Source organism: Amycolatopsis sp. NPDC049252 (assembly GCF_043197175.1).
Taxonomy (GTDB): domain Bacteria; phylum Actinomycetota; class Actinomycetes; order Mycobacteriales; family Pseudonocardiaceae; genus Amycolatopsis.
Genome location: NZ_JBICSQ010000062.1, coordinates 36,409 through 55,566, shown reverse-complemented (window position 1 = coordinate 55,566; position 19,158 = coordinate 36,409). Strand labels below are relative to the sequence as shown.

Annotated in this window: 19 protein-coding genes; 5 read left to right on the top strand and 14 right to left on the bottom strand. The window is 71.7% G+C overall.

Annotated elements, in window-relative coordinates:
- Together ACGFMK_RS37555 and ACGFMK_RS37550 are read left to right on the top strand one after the other, a co-directional pair.
- Positions 1 to 334 (top strand): glycosyltransferase (locus ACGFMK_RS37555; RefSeq protein ID WP_392773721.1); only part of this gene is annotated, 334 nt, incomplete at its 5' end.
- Between the two features lie 108 nt (positions 335 to 442).
- Positions 443 to 1,054, top strand: coding sequence for a hypothetical protein (locus tag ACGFMK_RS37550; RefSeq protein ID WP_392773720.1), 612 nt, complete (start codon positions 443 to 445; stop codon positions 1,052 to 1,054).
- Between the two features lie 10 nt (positions 1,055 to 1,064).
- On the opposite strand, the gene ACGFMK_RS37545 is transcribed toward ACGFMK_RS37550, so the two are convergent.
- Together ACGFMK_RS37545 and ACGFMK_RS37540 are read right to left on the bottom strand one after the other, a co-directional pair.
- The gene (locus ACGFMK_RS37545) at positions 1,065 to 3,374 is read right to left on the bottom strand and encodes a pyruvate dehydrogenase (RefSeq protein WP_392773718.1); all 2,310 of its coding nucleotides are present in this window, start codon (positions 3,372 to 3,374) and stop codon (positions 1,065 to 1,067) included.
- A 105-nt stretch (positions 3,375 to 3,479) separates the two neighbouring features.
- A complete protein-coding gene (locus ACGFMK_RS37540) occupies positions 3,480 to 3,965 on the bottom strand; it encodes an Lrp/AsnC family transcriptional regulator (RefSeq protein ID WP_392773716.1) in 486 nt (161 codons plus the stop codon).
- Between the two features lie 109 nt (positions 3,966 to 4,074).
- On the opposite strand from ACGFMK_RS37540, the gene ACGFMK_RS37535 reads away from it, so the two are divergent.
- Positions 4,075 to 4,710, top strand: a complete 636-nt coding sequence (locus ACGFMK_RS37535) for a PadR family transcriptional regulator (protein WP_392773714.1) — start codon at positions 4,075 to 4,077, stop codon at positions 4,708 to 4,710.
- Here ACGFMK_RS37535 and ACGFMK_RS37530 read toward each other — a convergent pair.
- Positions 4,647 to 5,459 (bottom strand): class I SAM-dependent methyltransferase, encoded by an 813-nt coding sequence (locus ACGFMK_RS37530; protein ID WP_392773712.1) that lies wholly within the window; start codon positions 5,457 to 5,459, stop codon positions 4,647 to 4,649. The genes ACGFMK_RS37535 and ACGFMK_RS37530 overlap by 64 nt on opposite strands.
- Before the next feature lie 112 nt (positions 5,460 to 5,571).
- Between ACGFMK_RS37530 and ACGFMK_RS37525 the strand changes: the two genes are divergently transcribed.
- Positions 5,572 to 6,417: a VOC family protein gene (locus ACGFMK_RS37525; protein WP_392773710.1), complete on the top strand. Its 846-nt coding sequence runs from the start codon at positions 5,572 to 5,574 to the stop codon at positions 6,415 to 6,417.
- On the opposite strand, the gene ACGFMK_RS37520 is transcribed toward ACGFMK_RS37525, so the two are convergent.
- From ACGFMK_RS37520 to rpsB, 6 genes are all read right to left on the bottom strand, one after another.
- Positions 6,405 to 7,730, bottom strand: coding sequence for an MFS transporter (locus tag ACGFMK_RS37520; RefSeq protein ID WP_392773708.1), 1,326 nt, complete (start codon positions 7,728 to 7,730; stop codon positions 6,405 to 6,407). The genes ACGFMK_RS37525 and ACGFMK_RS37520 overlap by 13 nt on opposite strands.
- An 80-nt stretch (positions 7,731 to 7,810) precedes the next feature.
- Positions 7,811 to 8,950, bottom strand: coding sequence for a phosphatidate cytidylyltransferase (locus ACGFMK_RS37515; protein ID WP_392773706.1), 1,140 nt, complete (start codon positions 8,948 to 8,950; stop codon positions 7,811 to 7,813).
- Positions 8,950 to 9,507, bottom strand: a complete 558-nt coding sequence (frr, locus tag ACGFMK_RS37510) for a ribosome recycling factor (RefSeq protein ID WP_392773704.1) — start codon at positions 9,505 to 9,507, stop codon at positions 8,950 to 8,952. The genes ACGFMK_RS37515 and frr overlap by 1 nt, the downstream gene beginning before the upstream one ends.
- A gap of 49 nt (positions 9,508 to 9,556) precedes the next feature.
- Complete coding sequence (pyrH, locus tag ACGFMK_RS37505) at positions 9,557 to 10,300, bottom strand: UMP kinase (RefSeq protein WP_003065595.1); 744 nt, start codon at positions 10,298 to 10,300, stop codon at positions 9,557 to 9,559.
- 118 nt (positions 10,301 to 10,418) lie between these two features.
- Positions 10,419 to 11,234, bottom strand: coding sequence for a translation elongation factor Ts (gene tsf / locus ACGFMK_RS37500; protein ID WP_392773702.1), 816 nt, complete (start codon positions 11,232 to 11,234; stop codon positions 10,419 to 10,421).
- Between the two features lie 100 nt (positions 11,235 to 11,334).
- Positions 11,335 to 12,219 carry a 30S ribosomal protein S2 gene (gene rpsB / locus ACGFMK_RS37495; RefSeq protein WP_392773700.1) on the bottom strand — a complete coding sequence of 295 codons (885 nt, stop codon included), beginning with the start codon at positions 12,217 to 12,219 and terminating at the stop codon, positions 11,335 to 11,337.
- A 1,105-nt stretch (positions 12,220 to 13,324) separates the two neighbouring features.
- Between rpsB and ACGFMK_RS37490 the strand changes: the two genes are divergently transcribed.
- A complete protein-coding gene (locus ACGFMK_RS37490) occupies positions 13,325 to 13,756 on the top strand; it encodes a M23 family metallopeptidase (RefSeq protein ID WP_392773727.1) in 432 nt (143 codons plus the stop codon).
- Here the strand turns inward: ACGFMK_RS37490 and ACGFMK_RS37485 are convergent, their stop codons facing one another.
- The 5 genes from ACGFMK_RS37485 to ACGFMK_RS37465 form a co-directional block, all read right to left on the bottom strand.
- Positions 13,757 to 14,605, bottom strand: a complete 849-nt coding sequence (locus tag ACGFMK_RS37485) for a FliA/WhiG family RNA polymerase sigma factor (protein WP_392773698.1) — start codon at positions 14,603 to 14,605, stop codon at positions 13,757 to 13,759. It abuts the gene before it with no gap.
- Positions 14,606 to 14,714: 109 nt separating this feature from the next.
- On the bottom strand, positions 14,715 to 15,689 hold the full coding sequence (locus ACGFMK_RS37480; RefSeq protein WP_392773697.1) for a tyrosine recombinase XerC: 975 nt from the start codon (positions 15,687 to 15,689) through the stop codon (positions 14,715 to 14,717).
- Between the two features lie 103 nt (positions 15,690 to 15,792).
- A complete protein-coding gene (dprA, locus tag ACGFMK_RS37475; protein WP_392773695.1) occupies positions 15,793 to 16,935 on the bottom strand; it encodes a DNA-processing protein DprA in 1,143 nt (380 codons plus the stop codon).
- 137 nt (positions 16,936 to 17,072) lie between these two features.
- Positions 17,073 to 18,584 carry a YifB family Mg chelatase-like AAA ATPase gene (locus tag ACGFMK_RS37470; RefSeq protein WP_392773693.1) on the bottom strand — a complete coding sequence of 504 codons (1,512 nt, stop codon included), beginning with the start codon at positions 18,582 to 18,584 and terminating at the stop codon, positions 17,073 to 17,075.
- Positions 18,584 to 18,961 carry a YraN family protein gene (locus tag ACGFMK_RS37465; protein WP_392773691.1) on the bottom strand — a complete coding sequence of 126 codons (378 nt, stop codon included), beginning with the start codon at positions 18,959 to 18,961 and terminating at the stop codon, positions 18,584 to 18,586. The genes ACGFMK_RS37470 and ACGFMK_RS37465 overlap by 1 nt, the downstream gene beginning before the upstream one ends.
- Between the last annotated feature and the right edge of the window lie 197 nt (positions 18,962 to 19,158).

Sequence of the window (19,158 nt, the reverse complement as noted above, 5' to 3'; positions counted from 1 at the left end):
CTACCTCGCGCTGTCGGCGTTCCTGCCGTCCTGCGCGGCGATCGTGCACCACGGCGGGTCGGGCACCACGGCCGCGCCGCTGTCCTACGGCGTCCCGCAGCTCGTGCTGCCGTCCTTCGCGGACAATCCGCTCTCGGCGCAGCGCGTCGCCGACCGGGGTGTCGGCCTCAGCCACGACCCGGCCACCGTGGACGCCGCCACCGTGCGGACGCTGGTCGGGCGCCTGCTCACCGAAGACGGGTTCCGGACGGCGGCTCGGGAGGTCGCCGCGGAGATGGCGACCCAGCCCAGCCCCGCCGACGTCCTGGCCCGCGCGGTCGCCGCACTGCGCTGACCCGGGTGGGTGAACACCACTGAACGGGCCGCCCTAATCTGACCGGGATTCACAGCGAAACCGCGCGGGACGTTCGTGAGTCCAAGGGCGGACGAAAGAGGTGAGCCCGTGCGGAGCCGTTCCTTCCGGCACAGTGTCCTGGCCGTTGTCGTGGCGCTCGGCGCAGCCGCCTGCACGACGTCGACGGCCGGCCGGCCCCAGCCGGTGCCGACCGTGACCGCGGCCGTCCCGGCGGGCGACCGGATCGACGTCGGGACCATGCACGTCACGGTGCCGAAGGGCGCGAAGTACACCACGCACAGCCAGGACGGCCTGCTCGACGGCTGCCTCACCGAAGGCACCGTGGTCTGCGAAGCACGGCTGCTGGACCTGCGCGAAGCCACTTCGGACCCCAACGCGCCCATCAACCTGCCGAGCGCGAAACGCCCCTTCGGCTGGTACACCGGCACCGACGTGCCGACGTGCATCACCGCGGCGTCGCCACCCGGGGAGGCCTCGGTGGCGACCGGCAGCAACCTCGTCGACTCCGGGTTCCGGCCGGTCGGGACCAAGAACGCCGAGTACGGCGCCTGGCAGGTCAGCTGCGAGGACGCGACGCAGAACAACAAGGTCCGGATGTGGTGGCTGCCGACGAGCAAGATCCTCGTCGTCGAGTACGGGTCCTTCGAGGGCTGGGACGCCAAGATGGACACCCTGCTCGCCGGCGCCACGTTCGCCTAGGCGACTTTTCTCAGGCCACCACGTCCAGCGCCGCGCGGATGATCGAGTCCGTGTCGATGCCGTGGTGGCGGTAGACCTCCTCCAGCGACCCGGACTGGCCGAAGCCGGTGACGCCCAGGGGCGCCGACGGGACGCGGTTGATCCCGGCGAGGAACGCCAGCGTGTGCGGGTGGCCGTCGAGGACGGTGACCAGCGGCCGGGCCCGCGCCGCCGGGAAGACCTGGTCGAGGATCCAGCTGTCGCCGCTCCCCTGCCCGGCCCGCGCCCGCGTCGCCTCGAACAGCAGGCCCGGGCTCGTCACGCAGACAACGTCCGCCTCGACGCCGACCTGCGCGAGCCGCTCGGCGGCCGCCAGGGTGTCCGGCACCAGCGCGCCCATCGCCGCGAGCGTGACCACCGGCGCTTCGGCACGGCGCAGCAGGTACGCACCCGCCACGACCTGGCGGCGACGGCGTTCGCGCGCGGCGGGATCGGCCGGGACGGCGGCCAGCGTCTGGTCGACCGGGCGCGTCGAGAGCCGGAAGTAGGACGACGTACCGCCCGCCTTGCCCAGCCGGCCCAGCGCCGCCAGCAGCGTCCACTCGGTGTCGATCGCGAACGCCGGTTCGTAGCTGACGCAGCCGGGCTGCTCGATGCCGATGGACGGCGTGGTGATCGACTGGTGCGCACCGCCTTCCGGGGCCAGCGTGACGCCGGACGGCGTGCCGATGAGGATCGACTGGCCGCCCGCGTAGATCCCGAACGACCACGGCTCCAACGCACGTTCGACGAACGGGTCGTACATGACACCGATCGGCAGCAGCGGCTCACCCCAGCGGCTCCAGGTGGCGCCGAGCTCGCCCAGCAGCCCGACCAGGTTCGTCTCGGCGATTCCCAGCTCGACGTGCTGGCCGGTGGGCTTCTCGCGCCAGTGCATGATCGTCTCGGGGTCGTCCTCGAACCAGTCGCGGCGCTCGATCGCCGACCAGACGCCGACCTTGTTGACCCAGCCGCCGAGGTTGGTCGTCGAGCTGACGTCGGGGCTGACCGTCACGACGCGCTTCGCCGCTTCGGGCGCTTCGCGCGTCAGGTCGAGCAGGACGCGTCCCAGCGCCGCCTGCGTCGTCGCGGTCCCGGACGGCGTCCGGCCGATGTCGACCGGCAGGTCCACCGAGGGCACAGCAGGGACGTCCGGACGGCGAAGGCGCGAAGCAACTTCGGCGCACAACGCAGCTTCGGACGATCCGTCCGCGAAGCCCTGCCACGGCGTTGAAAGGTCGGTACCGAGCGACCCGGCCAGTTCCTCCATCTGCTCCACGGTCAGCAGCGACGAGTGGTTCTGCGGGTGCCCCTGGGTCGGCAGGCCGCGGCCCTTGACGGTGTAGGCGAAGATCACCGTCGGCCGGCTGTCCGAAATGGACGCGAAGACCTCGTCGAGGGAGCCGAGGTCGTGGCCGCCGAGGTTCCGGATCGCGGCCAGCAGCGTCTCGTCGTCGAGTGACGCCACCAGGGCGGCGAGCGCGTCGTCGCCCGCCGGCAGCCGGTCGCGCAGCTGGGCGGCATCGCAGCGCAGCAGCCGCTGGTACTCGGGGTTCGGCATCGCGTCGATGCGCTCGCGCAGCTCCGCGCCGCCGGGCCGGGTGAACAGCTCCTCCAGCAGCCGCCCGTACTTCAGGGTCAGCACCTGCCAGCCGGCCGCGTCGAACATGCCCTGCAGCCGCCCGGCCGCGATGTTCGGCACCACGCGGTCCAGCGACTGGCGGTTGAGGTCGACGATCCAGACGATCTCACCCAGCTCGGCCACGGCCGGGTCGAGGATCGCCTCCCAGATCGCGCCCTCGTCCAGCTCGGCGTCGCCGACCAGGGAGTACTGCCGCCCGGTGCCCGCGTCACGCCCTCGTGTCGTCAGGTAGCGGCGGGCCAGCGCGCCCCAGATCGGCGCGGTCGCGCCGATGCCGACCGAGCCGGTCGAGTAGTCCACCGGGTCCGGGTCCTTGGCGCGGCTCGGGTAGCTCTGCAGCCCGCCGAACTCGCGCAGCGTCGGCAGCCAGTCCTCGTCCAGCTCGCCGAGCAGGTAGTTGATCGCGTGGAGCACCGGCGAGGCGTGCGGCTTCACCGAGACGCGGTCCTCGGGGCGCAGGTGCCGGAACCACAGCGACGTCATGATCGAGACCAGTGACGCGCACGACGCCTGGTGCCCGCCGACCTTGAGCCCGGACGGGTTGGGCCGCACCCGGTTGGCCTGGTGCACGATCGCGGTGGCGAGCCACAGCACCCGCCGTTCGATCGCGGCGAGCTCGTCCGAGCCGGTCGCCGGAGCGGTCGGGGAGGTCTGGGTCATCGTCGACACCTTTCGTGCAGGAAACGCCACCAGGACAGCACTGGCAGACGCATCGCACAACCGACGCCATCCGGACTGCGCAGAATGCACGCCGCCAGAGGATGGCTAGGTCTCCGGCTGGGCAGAATGCACGCGCTCCAGCAGCGGCTTCAGCCGGTACGGGACGAGCTCCCGCATGACGAGCGAGATGTTCGTCCGCTCCACCCCCGGCGAGGCGAGGATGTGCCCGGCGATCCGGTAGAGGTCGTCCGCGTCGACGGCGACGACCTGCACCATCAGGTCGCTCGCCCCGGTCAGCCCGCAGACCTCGGTCACCTCGGGGATCGCGGCCAGCGCGTCGGCGATTTCGGCGAGGCGCCGCTGGTCGACCTGCGCGTTGACGAACGCACGCAGCGGGTAGCCCAGCCGCGCCGGGTTGATGCGGCGCTCGAACGACTCGAGCACGCCGCGCTGGTCCAGGCGGGCGAGCCGGGCCTGCACCGTGTTGCGGGACAGGCCCAGGCGCTCGGCCAGGGCGACCGCTGTCGAGCGCGGGTCCGCGCCCAGCGCCAGGAGGAGCCGCGCGTCGATGTCGTCGATGGTGTCGGGCACGCCGCCGATCTTCGCAGGCCGTGAGCGGTGTCACTACGAGCGGGTTGCGATCCGACTGTTTCCGATATATCGTGAGCGTGTCGCAACAGTTCGAGAAAGGAACACAGACATGCGTAGGCAACGACACCCCTTCACGCAAGATCACCCCTTCGCCCGTGAACGCGGGCGCACCCCCTTCGGTGGTTTCGGCGACTTCCCCCCGGGCTTCGGCCCTGGAGGCGGACGCGGCCGGGGCCACGGTCCGGGCCGGCGCGGCCACGGTGGCCGTCGCAGCCGGCGCGGTGACGTCCGCGCCGCGATCCTGGCGCTGCTCGCCGAGCAGCCCCGGCACGGCTACGAGATCATCCGCGAAATCGGCGAGCGCTCCGGCGGCTTCTGGCGGCCGAGCCCCGGCTCGGTCTACCCGACGCTGCAGCTGCTGGCCGACGAAGGCCTGGTCATCAGCAAGGACGAGCACGGCAAGAAGCTCTTCGAGCTGACCGACGCCGGCCGCACCGCCGCGGAGGAGCAGGACAGCACCCCGCCGTGGGAGCAGATCGCGCAGGACGTCGACCCGACCGAGATCGGGCTCGCCAAGGCGGGCAAGAACCTCGCCGCCGCCGTCGTGCAGATCATGCGCGCGGGCACCGAGAGCCAGCAGGCCCGCGCGGCCGAGGTGCTCAACGACGCCCGGCGCTCGCTCTACGGCATCCTCGGCGAGGACGAGGACGAATCCTCGGCCCCCTCCGAAGAGACCGCCGAGTGACCTGGCAGGACGAGGCCGGTGGGCTTGACCCGCGTGTGCACGCGGTAGCCCACCGGCAGCGTCAGGTCGGTTTCCCGATTCCCGTTACGCTGCAAGGACTTCGCGATCGCCTGTTCGGCGACCGGTTTGCTGAATTCGATCTTCAGGACCGCTTCGAGGTCCGCGGCGGTCGCAAACCGCCACTCGGTGGCGACGCGGCGGCAGCCGAACCCGGCCCGGGCGAAGAACCTTTCGACCGCGGCCGGGTCGTACTGGGGTAGGTCGGCGCGCATCCAGCCGCCGTAGGGCTCGCTGGTGACGTCGAGATCGACGATCAGCACCACTCCGCCCGGCCGCAGCACCCGCTCGGCCTCCGCCAGCCCGGGCTCGCACCCGGGCCCGAAGAAGTACGCGGTGCGCGCGTGCACGACGTCGACGCTCGCGCTGCGGACCGGTAGCCGCTGGGCCCGGCCGTGCCGCACATCCACGTTCGCCAAGCCCCGTACCCGCTTCAGCGCGTCCCGTACCAGCGGCTCGTGCGGTTCGATCCCGAGCACCGAACGCGCTTCGCGCGCGAAGTGCGGCAAGTGGAACCCGTCGCCGCAGCCGACGTCCAGCACGTCCAGCCCGGCCCAGTCGCACTCCTCACGCAGCACGCGCCAGATCTCGCCGCCGCTGTCCTGCGCCCGGTTCTCCAGCTCGTAGTCGGCCTGGTAGTACCAGATGTTCGGACTCGGCACGACCTCCGCGCGCCGGGACGAGAACCGCACCGCTGCTCCTTCCGGGGCCTACTTCGCCGACAGTGATTTTCCGGCGTCGAAATCTTGGCGGAAACCTTACGGATCACGCCTAGAATTCGGTGGGTCTCGGGAGGAGCACTTCATGGCATTCGGCCCGCCCAGTACCCCGTCCCCGGTCCCGGCCGGAATTCCGTGCTGGATCGAGCTCGCCTGCCGCGAGCAGGCCATCGCGGAGAGATTCTACGGCGCCCTCTTCGGCTGGACCTACGCCACGCAACGAGATCCCGCGACGTCCGACGGGCGTTACGCGATCGCGACGCTCAACGAGCTCCCGGTCGGCGGGCTCTACCGCGCCGCCGAGGGCGCGCCGCTGGGCTGGATGCCGCACATCTCCGTGCCGCACACCGCGAGCGCGGCCGAATGGGTGGAACACCTCGGCGGCCGGCTGACGCTCGGCCCGATGCCGATCCCGCAGCGGGGAACGATCCTGCACGCCTACGACGCGTGCGGCGCGCCGGTGGTGTTCTGGGAGGTCCCGCCGGACTGGGAGTTCGTCACCGGCATCCCGAACACCTTCAGCGGCGCCGACCTCAACACCCACGACGGCGTCGCGGCGGATCACTTCTACACCAAGCTGTTCACGTACTCGAGCCACCAGATCGGCGACGGCGAATCGCTCGACTACGCCGAATGGCTCATCGAGCACCAGCCGGTGCTGTACCGCTACGTGATGGGCTCGGAGTACAGCCTCGACACCCCGCCGCACTGGCTCGTGTACTTCGACATCGACCCGGCACGCGGTGTCGACGCCGTCGCGGGCGAGGCGCTCATGAACGGCGGCACCGTGGTGATCCAGCCGTACGACACCCCGTTCGGCCGGATGTCGATCCTCGCCGACCCGGAGGGCGCGGTGTTCGCCGTGATCGACCACTCCCGCATCGCCGAAGGCTGGGGCCGCGCCGAGGTCGACGACCCCTACGACGACTGACGCCCGAGCGACGCCAGCACCACGACCAGCGCGTACCCGCCCGCCACCAGCCACATCCCGGTGGCGGGCAGCAGCGCGCCCACGAGCGCGACCCCGATCGCCCCGCCGGTCTGGCGCGACGCGTTGAGCACGCCGGCCGCCAGCCCGGCCTTGCCCGGCAACGAGTTCATGGCCAGCGACGTCATCGCGGGCATCGCGAGCGAACAGCAGCCGAACACCACCGAGACCACGACGAACGGCACCAGCGCGCGATCGGCGGGCAGCAGCGCGAAGCCCGCCGAACCGGCGAATCCGGCCAGCGCGCCGGCGATCATCGGGACGCGCGCGCCGAAGCGGCCGGTCAGGCGTCCGCTGAAGAACGCGTTGAGTCCCACCGCCAACGTCACCGGCACCAGCGCGAGACCGGCGGCGAGCGCACCCAGCCCCCACTGCCGCTGCAGGTACAGCGCCAGGGCGAACAGGGTGCCGTAGAGGCAGAAGTTGAACAGGCCGCCGATGCCGGTCGCCACCGCGAAGTTCCGGATCTTCAGGACGCCCAGCGGCAGCACGGGATCCGGCACCCGCCGTTCCACCACGACGAAGACTGCTCCGGCCACCACTCCCCCGGCGATCAGCACGAGCGTCGTCGGTGCGGACCAGCCCGCGTGACCGGACTCGATGAACCCGGCGACGAGGCAGGCCAGCGCGGCCGTGCCCGCCAGCTGCCCGGCCAGATCCAGCCGGGTCGACTCGTGCCGTGGCGGTTCGGCGACCGCCCGGCGCGTCAGGACGATCGCGACGATCCCGACCGGCACGTTCACGGCGAACACCAGCCGCCAGTCGGCCAGGCCGACCGCGAGCCCGCCGAGCACCGGGCCGGCGGCGAGGCCGACACCGCTCATCCCACCCCACACACCGAGCGCGCGGGCCCGTTCCCTCGGGTCCGGGAACTGGTGGACGATCAGCGCCAGCGACGACGGCAGCAGCGCGGCGGCGCCGGCCCCCTGCACGGCGCGCGCGGTGATCAGCCAGGCGGCCGAACCCGCGAGCGCGCAGCCGATGCTCGCGACCACGAAGACGGCGACGCCTGCTTCGAAAACCCGGCGGGACCGCCACCGGTCACCGGCCGCGCCCCAGGTGAGCAGGAACGCGGCGAGCGTCACGGTGTAGGCGTCGACCACCCACTGCAGCGCGGCGGTGGACGGCTCGCCGAAGTCGGTACCGATCGGCGGGAGCGCGAGGTTCACGATCGTCGCGTCGAGGGTGATCATCAGGAAGCCCAGGCAGACGGCGGCGAGCGCGAGCCTGGCCGGGGCGCGGATCTCGGTGGGCATGCCCCGAGTCAAACCCCTGGACACTTCGGTGGTCCACGAACCATCCCCTACCTCTGGTAGGCGGAACCTCCCACCGCAGGTCAGCCCAGCGGTACGAACGCCGAAAGCAGCAGCCAGGACACCACGGCCGAGGGCAGCAGCGAGTCGAGGCGGTCCATGATCCCGCCGTGCCCGGGCAGCAGCGTGCCCATGTCCTTGACGCCCAGGTCGCGCTTGATCAGCGACTCGACGAGGTCGCCCAGCGTCGCGGTCAGCACGATCGCGACCCCGAAGATCACGCCCTGCCAGACGTGGCCGTCGAGCAGCAGGCTGAGCGTCAGCGCTCCGGCCACGACCCCGCCGACCAGCGAACCGCCGAAGCCTTCCCAGGTCTTCTTCGGGCTGATGGTGGGCGCCATCGGGTGCTTCCCGCCGAGGACGCCGGCGATGTACCCACCGGTGTCCGAGGCGACCACGCCGATCAGGAAGGTCAGAACCCGGCCGACGCCGTCCGACGGCGGTACGAGCATCGCCGCGAAGGCGCCGAACAGCGGCAAGTAGGCGGCCGCGAACACCGACGCGCTGATGTCGCGCAGGTAGCCCTTCGCACCACCGGGCAGCCGCCAGAGCAGGCAGGCGAGCACGGTGAGGACGAACGCCGTCAGCGCGCCTTCCCGGCCGAACGGCCAGGCCAGCCAGATCATCGCCTGCCCGCCGACGAGCACCGGGATCATCGCGACGCGGGTGTCGGCGACCCGGCGCAGCACCCCGGCGAACTCGAAGGTGCCGACCGCGATCGCGACCGCGACGATCCCGATGAAGATGAAGCGCACGGTGAGCAGGGAGACGATGATCGCGGCGCCGAGCAGCAGCCCGACGCCGATCGCCGCGGGCAGGTTCCGGCCCGCCTTGGAGGCCTTCTCGCCTTGAGGCGTGGCAGCCGACGCATTCGCCTCAGCCGCCGGAGCAGCCTCGGAAGCCCCGCCCGGCACCGCCGAAGGCGAGGCGGCAGCCGCGGCAGAGCCGAACCCGGCAGCCGCAGTCGGCTGCGCGGATTCCGGCGAGGTGGCCGCTGTCGGCACACCGGTCCCGTTCGACTGCGCCAAACCCGGCGCCGTCCCGTTCGGCCGGGCCGATCCCGGCTCGCCGGGCGTGGCCGGTTCCGGCGTCCCGGGACCGGCCACCGGTTCTTCGCCGGTGGCGTCCACCCGGTCTTCGCGTTCCTCGCTCACCTGTGCCATCAGACCTCGAGCAGCTCGGCTTCCTTGTGCTTGACCAGCTCGTCGACCTTGTGCGAGTACGTGTCGGTGAGGTTCTGCAGTTCCTTCTCCGCGCGCACGACCTCGTCCTCGCCCGCTTCGCCGTCCTTGCCGATGCGGTCGAGCTCTTCCTTGGCCTTGCGGCGGATGCTGCGGATGGTCACCCGCGCGTCCTCACCCTTGCCCTTCGCGACCTTGACCATCTCCTTGCGCCGCTCCTCGGTGAGCTGCGGGATGACGATCCGGATGACCTGGCCGTCGTTGCTCGGGTTGACCCCGAGGTCGGACTCGCGGATGGCCTTCTCGATCGCGCCGAGCTGGGTCTGGTCGTAGGGCTTGATCAGCGCCATCCGGGCTTCCGGCACGTTCACGCTGGCCAACTGGTTCAGCGGGGTCGGCGCGCCGTAGTACTCGACGACGATGCGCGAGAACATCGACGAAGTGGCCCGGCCAGTGCGCACCGAGGTCAGGTCGTCCTTGGCGACGGACACCGCTTTTTCCATCTTCTCCTCGGCGTCGAGGAGGGTCTCGTCGATCACGGCTACTCCCGGTGTTGTGATGGTGTGGCGCTTGCTGATCCCAGCAGGTCTAGGCCGGCACCCCGTCGGCGGGGGTGCTGACCAACGTGCCGATTCTTTCACCACTCACCGCGCGGGCGATGTTCCCCTCGGTGAGCAGGTTGAACACGATGATCGGCATGTTGTTGTCCATGCAGAGGCTGAACGCCGTCGCGTCCGCGACCTTGAGGTCCCGCTCCAGGACCTCGCGGTGGGTGATCTCGCGGAACATCTCGGCGGTCGGGTCGGCCTTCGGGTCCGCGGTGTAGACGCCGTCGACGGCCTTGGCCATCAGCACGGCCTCGCAGCCCAGCTCGAGGGCCCGCTGCGCGGCCGCGGTGTCGGTGGAGAAGTACGGCATGCCGACCCCGGCGCCGAAGATCACGACGCGGCCCTTCTCCAGGTGCCGCTCGGCGCGGCGCGGGATGTACGGCTCGGCGACCTGGCCCATCGTGATCGCGGTCTGCACCCGGGTGGGCAGGCCCTCCTTCTCCAGGAAGTCCTGCAGCGCCAGGCAGTTCATCACGGTGCCCAGCATCGCCATGTAGTCGGCGCGGTCGCGGTCCATGCCCCGCTGCGACAGCTCGGCGCCGCGGAAGTAGTTGCCGCCGCCGATCACGACGGCGACCTGGACGCCGGTGCGGGCGACGTCGGCGATCTGCTGCGCGACCGAGTGGACGACATCCGGATCGACGCCGATCGAACCACCGCCGAACATCTCGCCGCCCAGCTTCAGCAGCACCCGCCGGTAGCCACCTTCGACCCGGTCACCCATCTATGTCGCCTCCTAGGCGCTTCGACTCTCGAAAATTCTTCTTCTGGACCCGCCAGTGCCCCGTCCCCGATGGACGGAGACGGGGCACTGGGGGTGAAACCTATACCCGGACCTGGCCTCAGGCCTGGCCGACCTCGAAGCGGGCGAACTTCGTGATCGTCACGCCGGCCGCGTCGAGCAGGGCCTTGACGGTCTTCTTGTTGTCCTTGACCGACGGCTGCTCGAGCAGGACGTTGTCCTTGTAGTAGGCGTTGACCTTGCCCTCGATGATCTTCGAGAGGGCCTGCTCCGGCTTGCCCTCTTCACGAGCGGTCTTCTCCGCGATGGAGCGCTCGTTCTCGACGATCTCGGCGGGCACCTCGTCGCGGGTCAGGTACTTCGCGCGCAGCGCGGCGACCTGCATGGCGGCGGCGCGGGCGGCCTCGGTGTCGTCACCGGTGAACTCGATGAGCACACCGACGGCCGGCGGCAGGTCCGAGCCGCGGCGGTGCAGGTAGTTCGTGGTCTGGCCCTCGAAGGCCACGACGCGGCGCAGCTCGAGCTTCTCGCCGATGCGGGCGGACAGCTCCTGCACGACCTCGTTGACCGTCTTGCCGTCCAGCTCGGCGCCCTTGAGGGCGTCCACGTCGCTGGTCTTGAGGGTCTTCGCGACCTCGACGATCTTCGCGGCGAGCGCCTGGAACTCGGCGTTCTTCGCGACGAAGTCGGTCTCGGAGTCGAGCTCGATCAGGACGCCGCCGTCGCCGGCGACGAGGCCCTCGGCGGTGGCGCGCTCGGCGCGCTTGCCGACGTCCTTGGCGCCCTTGATCCGGAGGAACTCGACGGCCTTGTCGAAGTCGCCGTCGTTCTCCTCCATCGCCTTCTTGCAGTCCATGAAGCCGGCGCCGGTCATCTCGCGCAGGCGCTTCACGTCAGCGGCGGTGTAGTTCGCCATTCTGCTAAATCCGTCCTTTTCAGGTACGTGAAATCCTTGGGGGGAGCTACGTCCGAGCGGCCGGGCCGGGAGCCGGCCCGGCCGCACGGACGGTGGTGCGTCAGGAGGATGCGGTCGCCTGCTCGGCGGGGGCCTCGGCCGGCGTCTCGACCGGAGCGTCCACGGCCGCGGCGGCCTCGGTCGCGTCGGCGGCGGCGGTCTCGGAGCCGGCGAGCAGCTCCTTCTCCCACTCGGCCAGCGGCTCGTCGGTGGCGACACCCGGCTCCGGCTTGGAGTCGGCGGACGCACCGTTGCGGCTGGAGCGCTGCATGAGACCGGCGGCCGCGGCCTCGGCGACGACCTTGGTCAGCAGCGCGGCCGACCGGATGGCGTCGTCGTTGCCCGGGATCGGGTAGTCGACCTCGTCCGGGTCGCAGTTGGTGTCCAGGATCGCGACGACCGGGATGTTCAGCTTGCGAGCCTCGCCGACGGCGATGTGCTCCTTCTTCGTGTCGACGATCCACACGATGCTCGGCACCTTGGCCATGTCGCGGATACCGCCGAGGGTCTTCTCGAGCTTGTCCTTCTCGCGGGTCAGCGTCAGGATCTCGCGCTTGGTGAGACCTTCGAAGCCGCCGGTCTGCTCCCGCGACTCGAGCTCCTTCAGGCGGAGGAGACGCTTGTGCACGGTCTGGAAGTTGGTCAGCATGCCGCCGAGCCAGCGCTGGTTCACGTAGGGCATGCCCACGCGCGAGGCTTCGGCCGCGATGGCTTCCTGAGCCTGCTTCTTCGTGCCGACGAACATGATCGTGCCGCCGTGCGCGACGGTTTCCTTGATGAACTCGTACGCACGGTCGATGTACGTCAGCGTCTGCTGCAGGTCGATGATGTAGATGCCGTTGCGCTCGGTGAAGATGTAGCGCTTCATCTTCGGGTTCCACCGACGGGTCTGGTGCCCGAAGTGCACGCCGCTGTCGAGCAGCTGCTTCATGGTGACGACGGCCATTGCCGGAATCAACCTCTTCTGTGTCGTGCGCGCCGGAGCCCTGGGACCCGCCGCGCTACTCGGTTTTGTCGCTCACGGCCGGGAGGCCGCTCGCCCTGGTGCTCGTGCCGGTGTCCGGACCCTGAAGCGAAGGACCTCAGGGACCGCCGGACACCGTGCGACTCGCCCGGCAAGGTGTTCCAAGGCCGGGGAACGCGCACGTGCACGCGAAGTCAGCCCGCTCACGCGGACCGCGGAAAAGATTCTACCCCCTGCCACCAGCCCCTCCCCCACCGGCGGCCACGGCCGGGCCGGGTTGTCCACATCCGGGTGAGTTGTCCACAGATTCGGACATCGGGCCCCATGACGTCCGAGGCTGCCGCAGGGTGGACGAGTGGAGTCGATCAGACGGTACGGACATCGGGCGCGGGGTCGCGCCACGGGGCTGCTCGCCCTGGTCACAGCGGTTTTCGCAGGGGCTGTGGTGCTCGCGGCTGAAGGAACCAGCCCTGGCCCGGCGAGGGCTGCACTGCTCGCGACCGGCCCACCTTTCGCCGATGCGGTGGCCACCGGCGCTGCCGCCGCGGAGGCCACGCCACACGCGGCGGCGAGGGCAGCCCCCGGCTTCGCGAGCGCTGCGGCACTCAGGGCGGAAGGGACCAGCTCCGATCTGGCGGGTGCCGCAGTGCTCACGGCGGAAACGGCCGGCCCCGACCTGCTGGCGGGTGCCGCAGCGCTAACGGCGGAAGCGGCCAACCCCGACCTCGCAAATGCCGCGGCGCTCACGACGGAAAGGACCAATCCCGACCTCGCGAGCGCTGCGCTGCTCACGGTGGAAGCGACTGGCCCCGGCCCCGCTAGCACGGCGGCGCTCGGGGCGGAATCGACTGGCCCCGACCTCGCGAGCACGGCAGCACTCGGGGCGGATGCGACCAGCCTCGCCTTTCCGGACCCCGTGCTACTCGCTGCCGAAGCGACCAGCACCGGCTTCCTCTCGGCCTACCCCGGCCTCGCGGCAACCGAGCCTACCGTGCGCGGGGCGACCGGCGCAGCTTCGACCGGGTTGTGGGGAGCCGAGCCGGAACCGACTGGCTCCAACTTCCCTCCGTCATCCGGGGCCCGGACCGTGCCTCAGCCGCGGCTTTCCTGGCCACTTTCACCCGTTCCGGTGGTTACCAAGTACTTCGACGCGCCGGAAACGCCGTACGGCGCCGGCCACCGCGGGGTCGACCTCGCCGCCGTGGCCGGGCAGGAGGTTCTGGCGGCCGATGCGGGTGTGGTCGTGTTCGCCGGGATCGTCGCCGGGCGGCCGGTGATTTCCGTGGACCACGACGGCGGCCTGCGCACCACCTACGAGCCCGTCTCGCCGAGGGTGGCCGCGGGTGACCAAGTGTTTCGCGGCCAGGTGCTCGGCACCGTCCTCGCCGGGCATCCCGGCTGCGCGGTCGCCGCCTGCCTGCACTGGGGTGTGCGCCGGGGCGAGGAGTACGTCGATCCGCTGTCGCTGACCGGTGAGGTCGGCGAGTACCGGCTCAAGCCGTGGGCCGGCGGGTCGTGATCAGCCGCCGGTCTGCTCGACCAGCTTGGCGCGCAGCCGCATGACCGCGCGGGTGTGCAGCTGGCTGACCCGCGACTCCGTGACGCCGAGAACCTTCCCGATCTCGGCGAGGGTCAGGCTCTCGAAGTAGTAGAGGCTCACCACGATCTTGTCGCGCTCGTTGAGCTGCCCGATCGCCTGCGCGAGCTGGCGGCGGTTGTCCTGGTCGACGAGCACCGCGACCGGGTCGACCGCGTCGTCGTCGGGCAGCGTGTCGACCAGCGAGCCGCTGTCCTTGCCCGCGGCCACCAGGTCCTCGAGCGCGACGACACTGGTGAGCTGCATCTGGCCGTAGAAGTCGCGCAGGTCGTCGAGGCCGATGCCGAGCTCGACGGCCAGTTCGGCGTCGGTCGGGGTGCGGTGCAGGCGGGCGCCCAGGCGCTCCATCGCGCGCTCGGCTTCCTTCGCCTTCGCACGGATCGCACGGGGAACCCAGTCCTGCGAACGGAGGTCGTCGAGGATCGCGCCGCGGATGCGCTGCATCGCGTAGGTCTCGAAGCGCAGGCCGCGCTCGGGATCGAACTTCTCGATCGCGTCGACCAGCCCGAAGATGCCGGACTGCACGAGGTCGCCGACGTCAACGTGGGTGGGCAGCCCGGTGCCGACCCGGCCGGCGACGTACTTGACCAGCGGGGCGTAGTGCAGCACGAGCCGGTCGCGCGACACCTGGTCCGGGCTGTCGGCGAACTGCTGCCACAGCGCCGCGATCCCGGCGTCGACGTCGTAAGCGGCCCGAGATTCCGCGGGCGCGTCAGCGTCACCGCGGGTGTTCACCCCGGCGGCTTCGGTGACGTGCGGTCCTGCGGTCATTGCACAGTCGTCCTCGGCGTGCGGCTCAGTGTCGTCTCCGTGCTCGTGCGGATGCGCGTGCGCCGCCAGGCCTGCTGGTGACGACCCCAGCGAGGCTCCCGCGGCCGCTTCAGGCCCTGGGATGCGCTCGGTCATGGATCGCTTTCAACCGGTCGACGGTTACATGAGTGTAGAGCTGCGTTGTGGCGAGCGTAGCGTGACCAAGCAGTTCCTGAACGCTCCTGAGATCGGCACCCCCTTCGAGCAGATGCGTCGCCGCCGAATGACGCAGGCCGTGCGGACCCATGTCCGGCGTTCCGGGCACCGCCGTGACGGCGTCGTGGACCACGCGGCGCACCGCGCGCGGGTCGACGCGTTTTCCCCGGACGCCGAGGAAGAGCGCGGGCTCGACGCCCCCACCGGCGCTTTCGGCGAGGATCTTCGGACGCCCCTCCTCGATCCAGTCGCCCAGCGCCCCGGCGGCCGGGACGCCGAACGGGACCACCCGCTCCTTCCCGCCCTTGCCGAGCACGGTCACGACACGACGGGAGAAGTCGGCGCCGCCGACGTCCAACCCGCACAACTCGGACACCCGGATGCCCGTGGCGTAGAGCAGCTCGACGATCGCGCGATCACGCAGTGCGATCGGATCGCGTTCGGCCGCGCCGGCCGCCGACGCGCGCATGACCTCTCCCGCCTGCCCGGCCCGCAGCACCCCCGGCAGGGTGCGGTGCGCCCGCGGGGCGGCGAGCCTGCCGCCGGGATCGGTGGCGAGGTGCTCGGCGCGGTGCGCCCAGGCGGTGAACGTCCGGGCCGAGGCGGCCCGCCGGGCGAGCGTGGTGCGGCCGGCACCACCGGTCTGCTGCGCGGCGAGCCACGCCCGCAGCCGGGCGAGGTCCAGATCCGCGAGTGCGCCCCCGGCCTCGGTGACGAACCCGAGGAGCGACACGGCGTCACCGACGTACGCGCGGACGGTGTGCGCGGACAGGCCGCGCTCGAGCCCGAGGTGCCGTTCGTAACCGGCGATGACGGCCTGTACCGGCTCGGGCAGCGTGGCCCGGAGCCCGCGCAGGTCCGGCCGGCGGGAGCGGGGTGGCGGCGGCATGGACGTCACGCTGCGCGAACATCCGCCGCCGGTCAAGGATCGCCACGCGGGCCCACCGGACCGGCCGAACACATTCGACGATTTCGCCAGGAATCCGTGGTGCTCACGCGCTTTGCCTCCGTCGTCGCCAACCCGCCTCGCCGCGTACCGCGAATCCATCGATTTCCAGTTCCGGGAGCAGCGCCCGCACCGTCCGCAGCGGCACGCCGGACTCGGTCGCGATCTCGGCGTCCGACCGGTCCCTGCGCACGGCCAGTGCCTCGTACGTGCGCAGGGCGTCGGGGCCCAGCCGGTCGGTCGGGCGTTTCGGCCGGGTCGGGGCACTCGCCTCCGCGACGCCGAAGAGGCCCACGCTCTCGAGGATTTCGTCGACCGTCGAAACCAGAGTCGCCCGGGACTCGCGGATCAGCGCGTGGCAGCCGGCCGACATGCCGGAGGAGGCGGGCCCCGGCAGTGCCATCACCACCTTGCCCAGGGCCCCGGCGGTGCTCGCGGTGTTGCGGGCGCCGCTGCGCCGCCCGGCCTCGACCACCAGGGTGCCTTCGGTGAGGGCGGCGATGAGCCGGTTGCGGACCAGGAACCGGTGCCGCGCCGGCGGGGTGCCGGGTGGGTATTCGCTGACGACCGCGCCGCCGCTGCGGGCGATCCGGTCGAGTAGCGCGACGTGGCCCGCGGGATAACCCGCGTCGAGGGCGCAGCCCAGCACCGCGACGGTGACCCCGGACGCGGCGAGCGCACCCCGGTGGGCGATGCCGTCGATGCCGTAGGCCGCCCCGGAGAAGACCGGCACACCCCGGGTGGCGAGCCCGTGGGAGAACTCGGCGGCGTAGTGCGCGCCGTAATTGGTCGAGGCCCGGGCCCCCACCACCGCGACGGCGCGGTCGGCCACGGTGCCGAGCGGGACGTCGCCGCTGACCCACAGCGCCAACGGCGGCACGGCCTCCGCGACCCCGCGCCGGGCGGCGAGGTCGAGGGAGAGAAGTGGCCAGGCGGGCCACTCGTCGTCCTCGGGTACGACGAGCCGCGCCCCGGCCGCCGCGGCCCGCGCGAAGTCCTGGGCGACGAAGTCGTACGCCCGGCGGGCTTCGGTGGCCTTCACGACGTCGCTCGGGCAGTCACCCCGCCGCACCCGGGCGGCGGCATCCACCGGCCCGTGTTCCGCCACGAAGGCAACGAGCGCTGGTACCGGTGGCTCGGCGACACGCAGCAGGTAGGCGCGGGCTCGGTGCAGTTCGTCAGGGCCCACACCACCTTCCCGCTCTCCGAGGGGCAGGGGCGAGCCGCTCGGGTCGACCTCCTCGGCAGGCCGTGAGCCGCCGCTCTCGGTTTGCGGCGGCGCTGGACGATCGATCGCGTAAGCCACGTCGGGCTGCTCGTTGAGGCTCACGCCGCCACCCGCTCTCGGAAGTCCAAGGCCGCGCCCACCTGTTCGGCTCCGGGGCGGGGCTCCCCGTCCAGGTCGGCGAGGGTCCACGCGATACGCAGGCAGCGGTCCGCGCCTCGGCCGCTCAGGGCCCCGCGGTCCATCGCGCGGTCCAGGAGGACCGTCGACTCGGCCGGGAGGGCGAACTCGCGCCGCAAGGACGGGCCCGGGACCTCCGAGTTCGCGCGCCAGCCGTGGTCGTGCCAGCGGTGGGCCGCGCGGGCGCGGGCTTCCAGTACCCGGGTGCGGACCGTTTCCGAGGACTCCGCCGTTCCCGTGTCGTGGGCGCTGATCGCGCTCAACGGACGGAGGCGGACTCGGAGGTCCACACGATCCAGCAGCGGGCCCGACAGGCGGCCGAGGTAGCGGCGGCGGGCCATCGGTGAGCAGACGCAGTCAGCCTCCTTCGGCGGGGCGCACGGGCACGGGTTCGACGCCAGCACGAGCTGGAACCGCGCCGGGTAGGTGATCGCGCCCTTCACCCTGGCGATGCGGACCTCGCCCTCCTCCAGCACCGTCCGCAGCGACTCCAGGCGCTGACTGCCGAATTCGCAGACCTCGTCCAGGAAGAGGACCCCGCGGTGGGCGCGGCTGATCGCGCCGGGCACCGCGAGCCCACTGCCGCCGCCGATCAGGGCCGGTACCGAGATCGAGTGGTGCGGTGCCACGAACGGCGGCACCGTGACCAGCGGCGACGACTTCGACAGCGAGCCGTCGACCGAGTGGACCGCCGTGACTTCCAAGGACTCGTCGGGCGACAGTGGCGGCAGCAAGCCGGGCAGCCGCTTCGCGAGCATCGTCTTGCCCACGCCCGGCGGGCCGGTGAGCAGCAGGTGGTGCCCGCCCGCCGCGGCGACCTCCAGGGCCCAGCGCGCCTCCGGCTGGCCGACGACGTCGGCGAGGTCCGGAACCTGCGGTGGCGTCGCCGGGGCGGGCGGTTCCGGGGCGACCAGGCCGGTTTCGCCCTTCAGCCACCCCACCAGGTCGCGCAGGTGGGTCACGCCGCCCACCTCGATGCCGTCGACCAGCGCGGCCTCGACGAGGGATTCCGCGGGGACGACGGCCCGTTCGTACCCGGCCGTGCGCGCCGCCAGCAGGCCGGGGAGGACGCCGCGGACCGCGCGGACCCGGCCGTCCAGGGCGAGCTCGCCGAGCAGGACCGTCCCGAGCAGCCGGGTCGCCGGGACGGCGCCCGTCGCCGCGAGCACGGCCGCCGCGATGCCGAGGTCGTAGGCCGAGCCGACCTTCGGCAGGTTCGCCGGGGACAGGCCCAGCGTCACCTTGCCGTCGGGCCAGGGCTGCCCGGAGTTGCGCACGGCCGAGCGGACGCGGTCCTTCGCCTCGCGCAGCCCGGCGTCCGGCAGGCCGACGAGGGTGACGCGGCTCAGCCCGCCGCCGAGGTCGGCCTCGATCTCGATGACACGGCCGTCGATGCCCAGCAGGGCGACCGACCAGGACTTGGCGATCGGCATCAGAACGCCGCCTCGATGTGCTGCAACCGCGGGCGGGTGCCGGCCTCGGCGAGGATCGTCACGACGTCGTAGCGGACCGGGCACCAGCCGATGCGGAACTCGCGCAGCCAGCGTTGCGCCGCGCGGCGGACCCGGCCCGCCTTCTCGTCGGTGACCGTCTCGGACGGCAGCCCGAACTCCGTGCCCGAGCGGGTCTTCACCTCGCAGAAGACGACGCGCGTGCGGTCGGTCAGGACGAGGTCGAGCTCGCCCTCGCGGCAGCGCCAGTTGCGAGCGAGCAGGACCAGGCCGCGGTCCTGCAGGTGCCGGGCGGCCAGGTCCTCGCCCCAGGTGCCGAAGTCGCGGCGGTGTCTCGCGAGCTGATCGGTGCCCGTCATCGTGTTTCGTCCCCTCGCCGCGCCGTTGCGGTCACCGAGGCGGTCCCGGTGATCACGGTGCGTGCGCCATCGACGGTGCCAGGGTGCGGGGCGGGGTCACCAGACCCGGATCGCCGGGTTGTGGACAACCGGGGGGATGTGGACAACTTCCCGGCCGGGAGACGTCGTGGGACCGGAAATGTCGGTGCGGTGTGCTA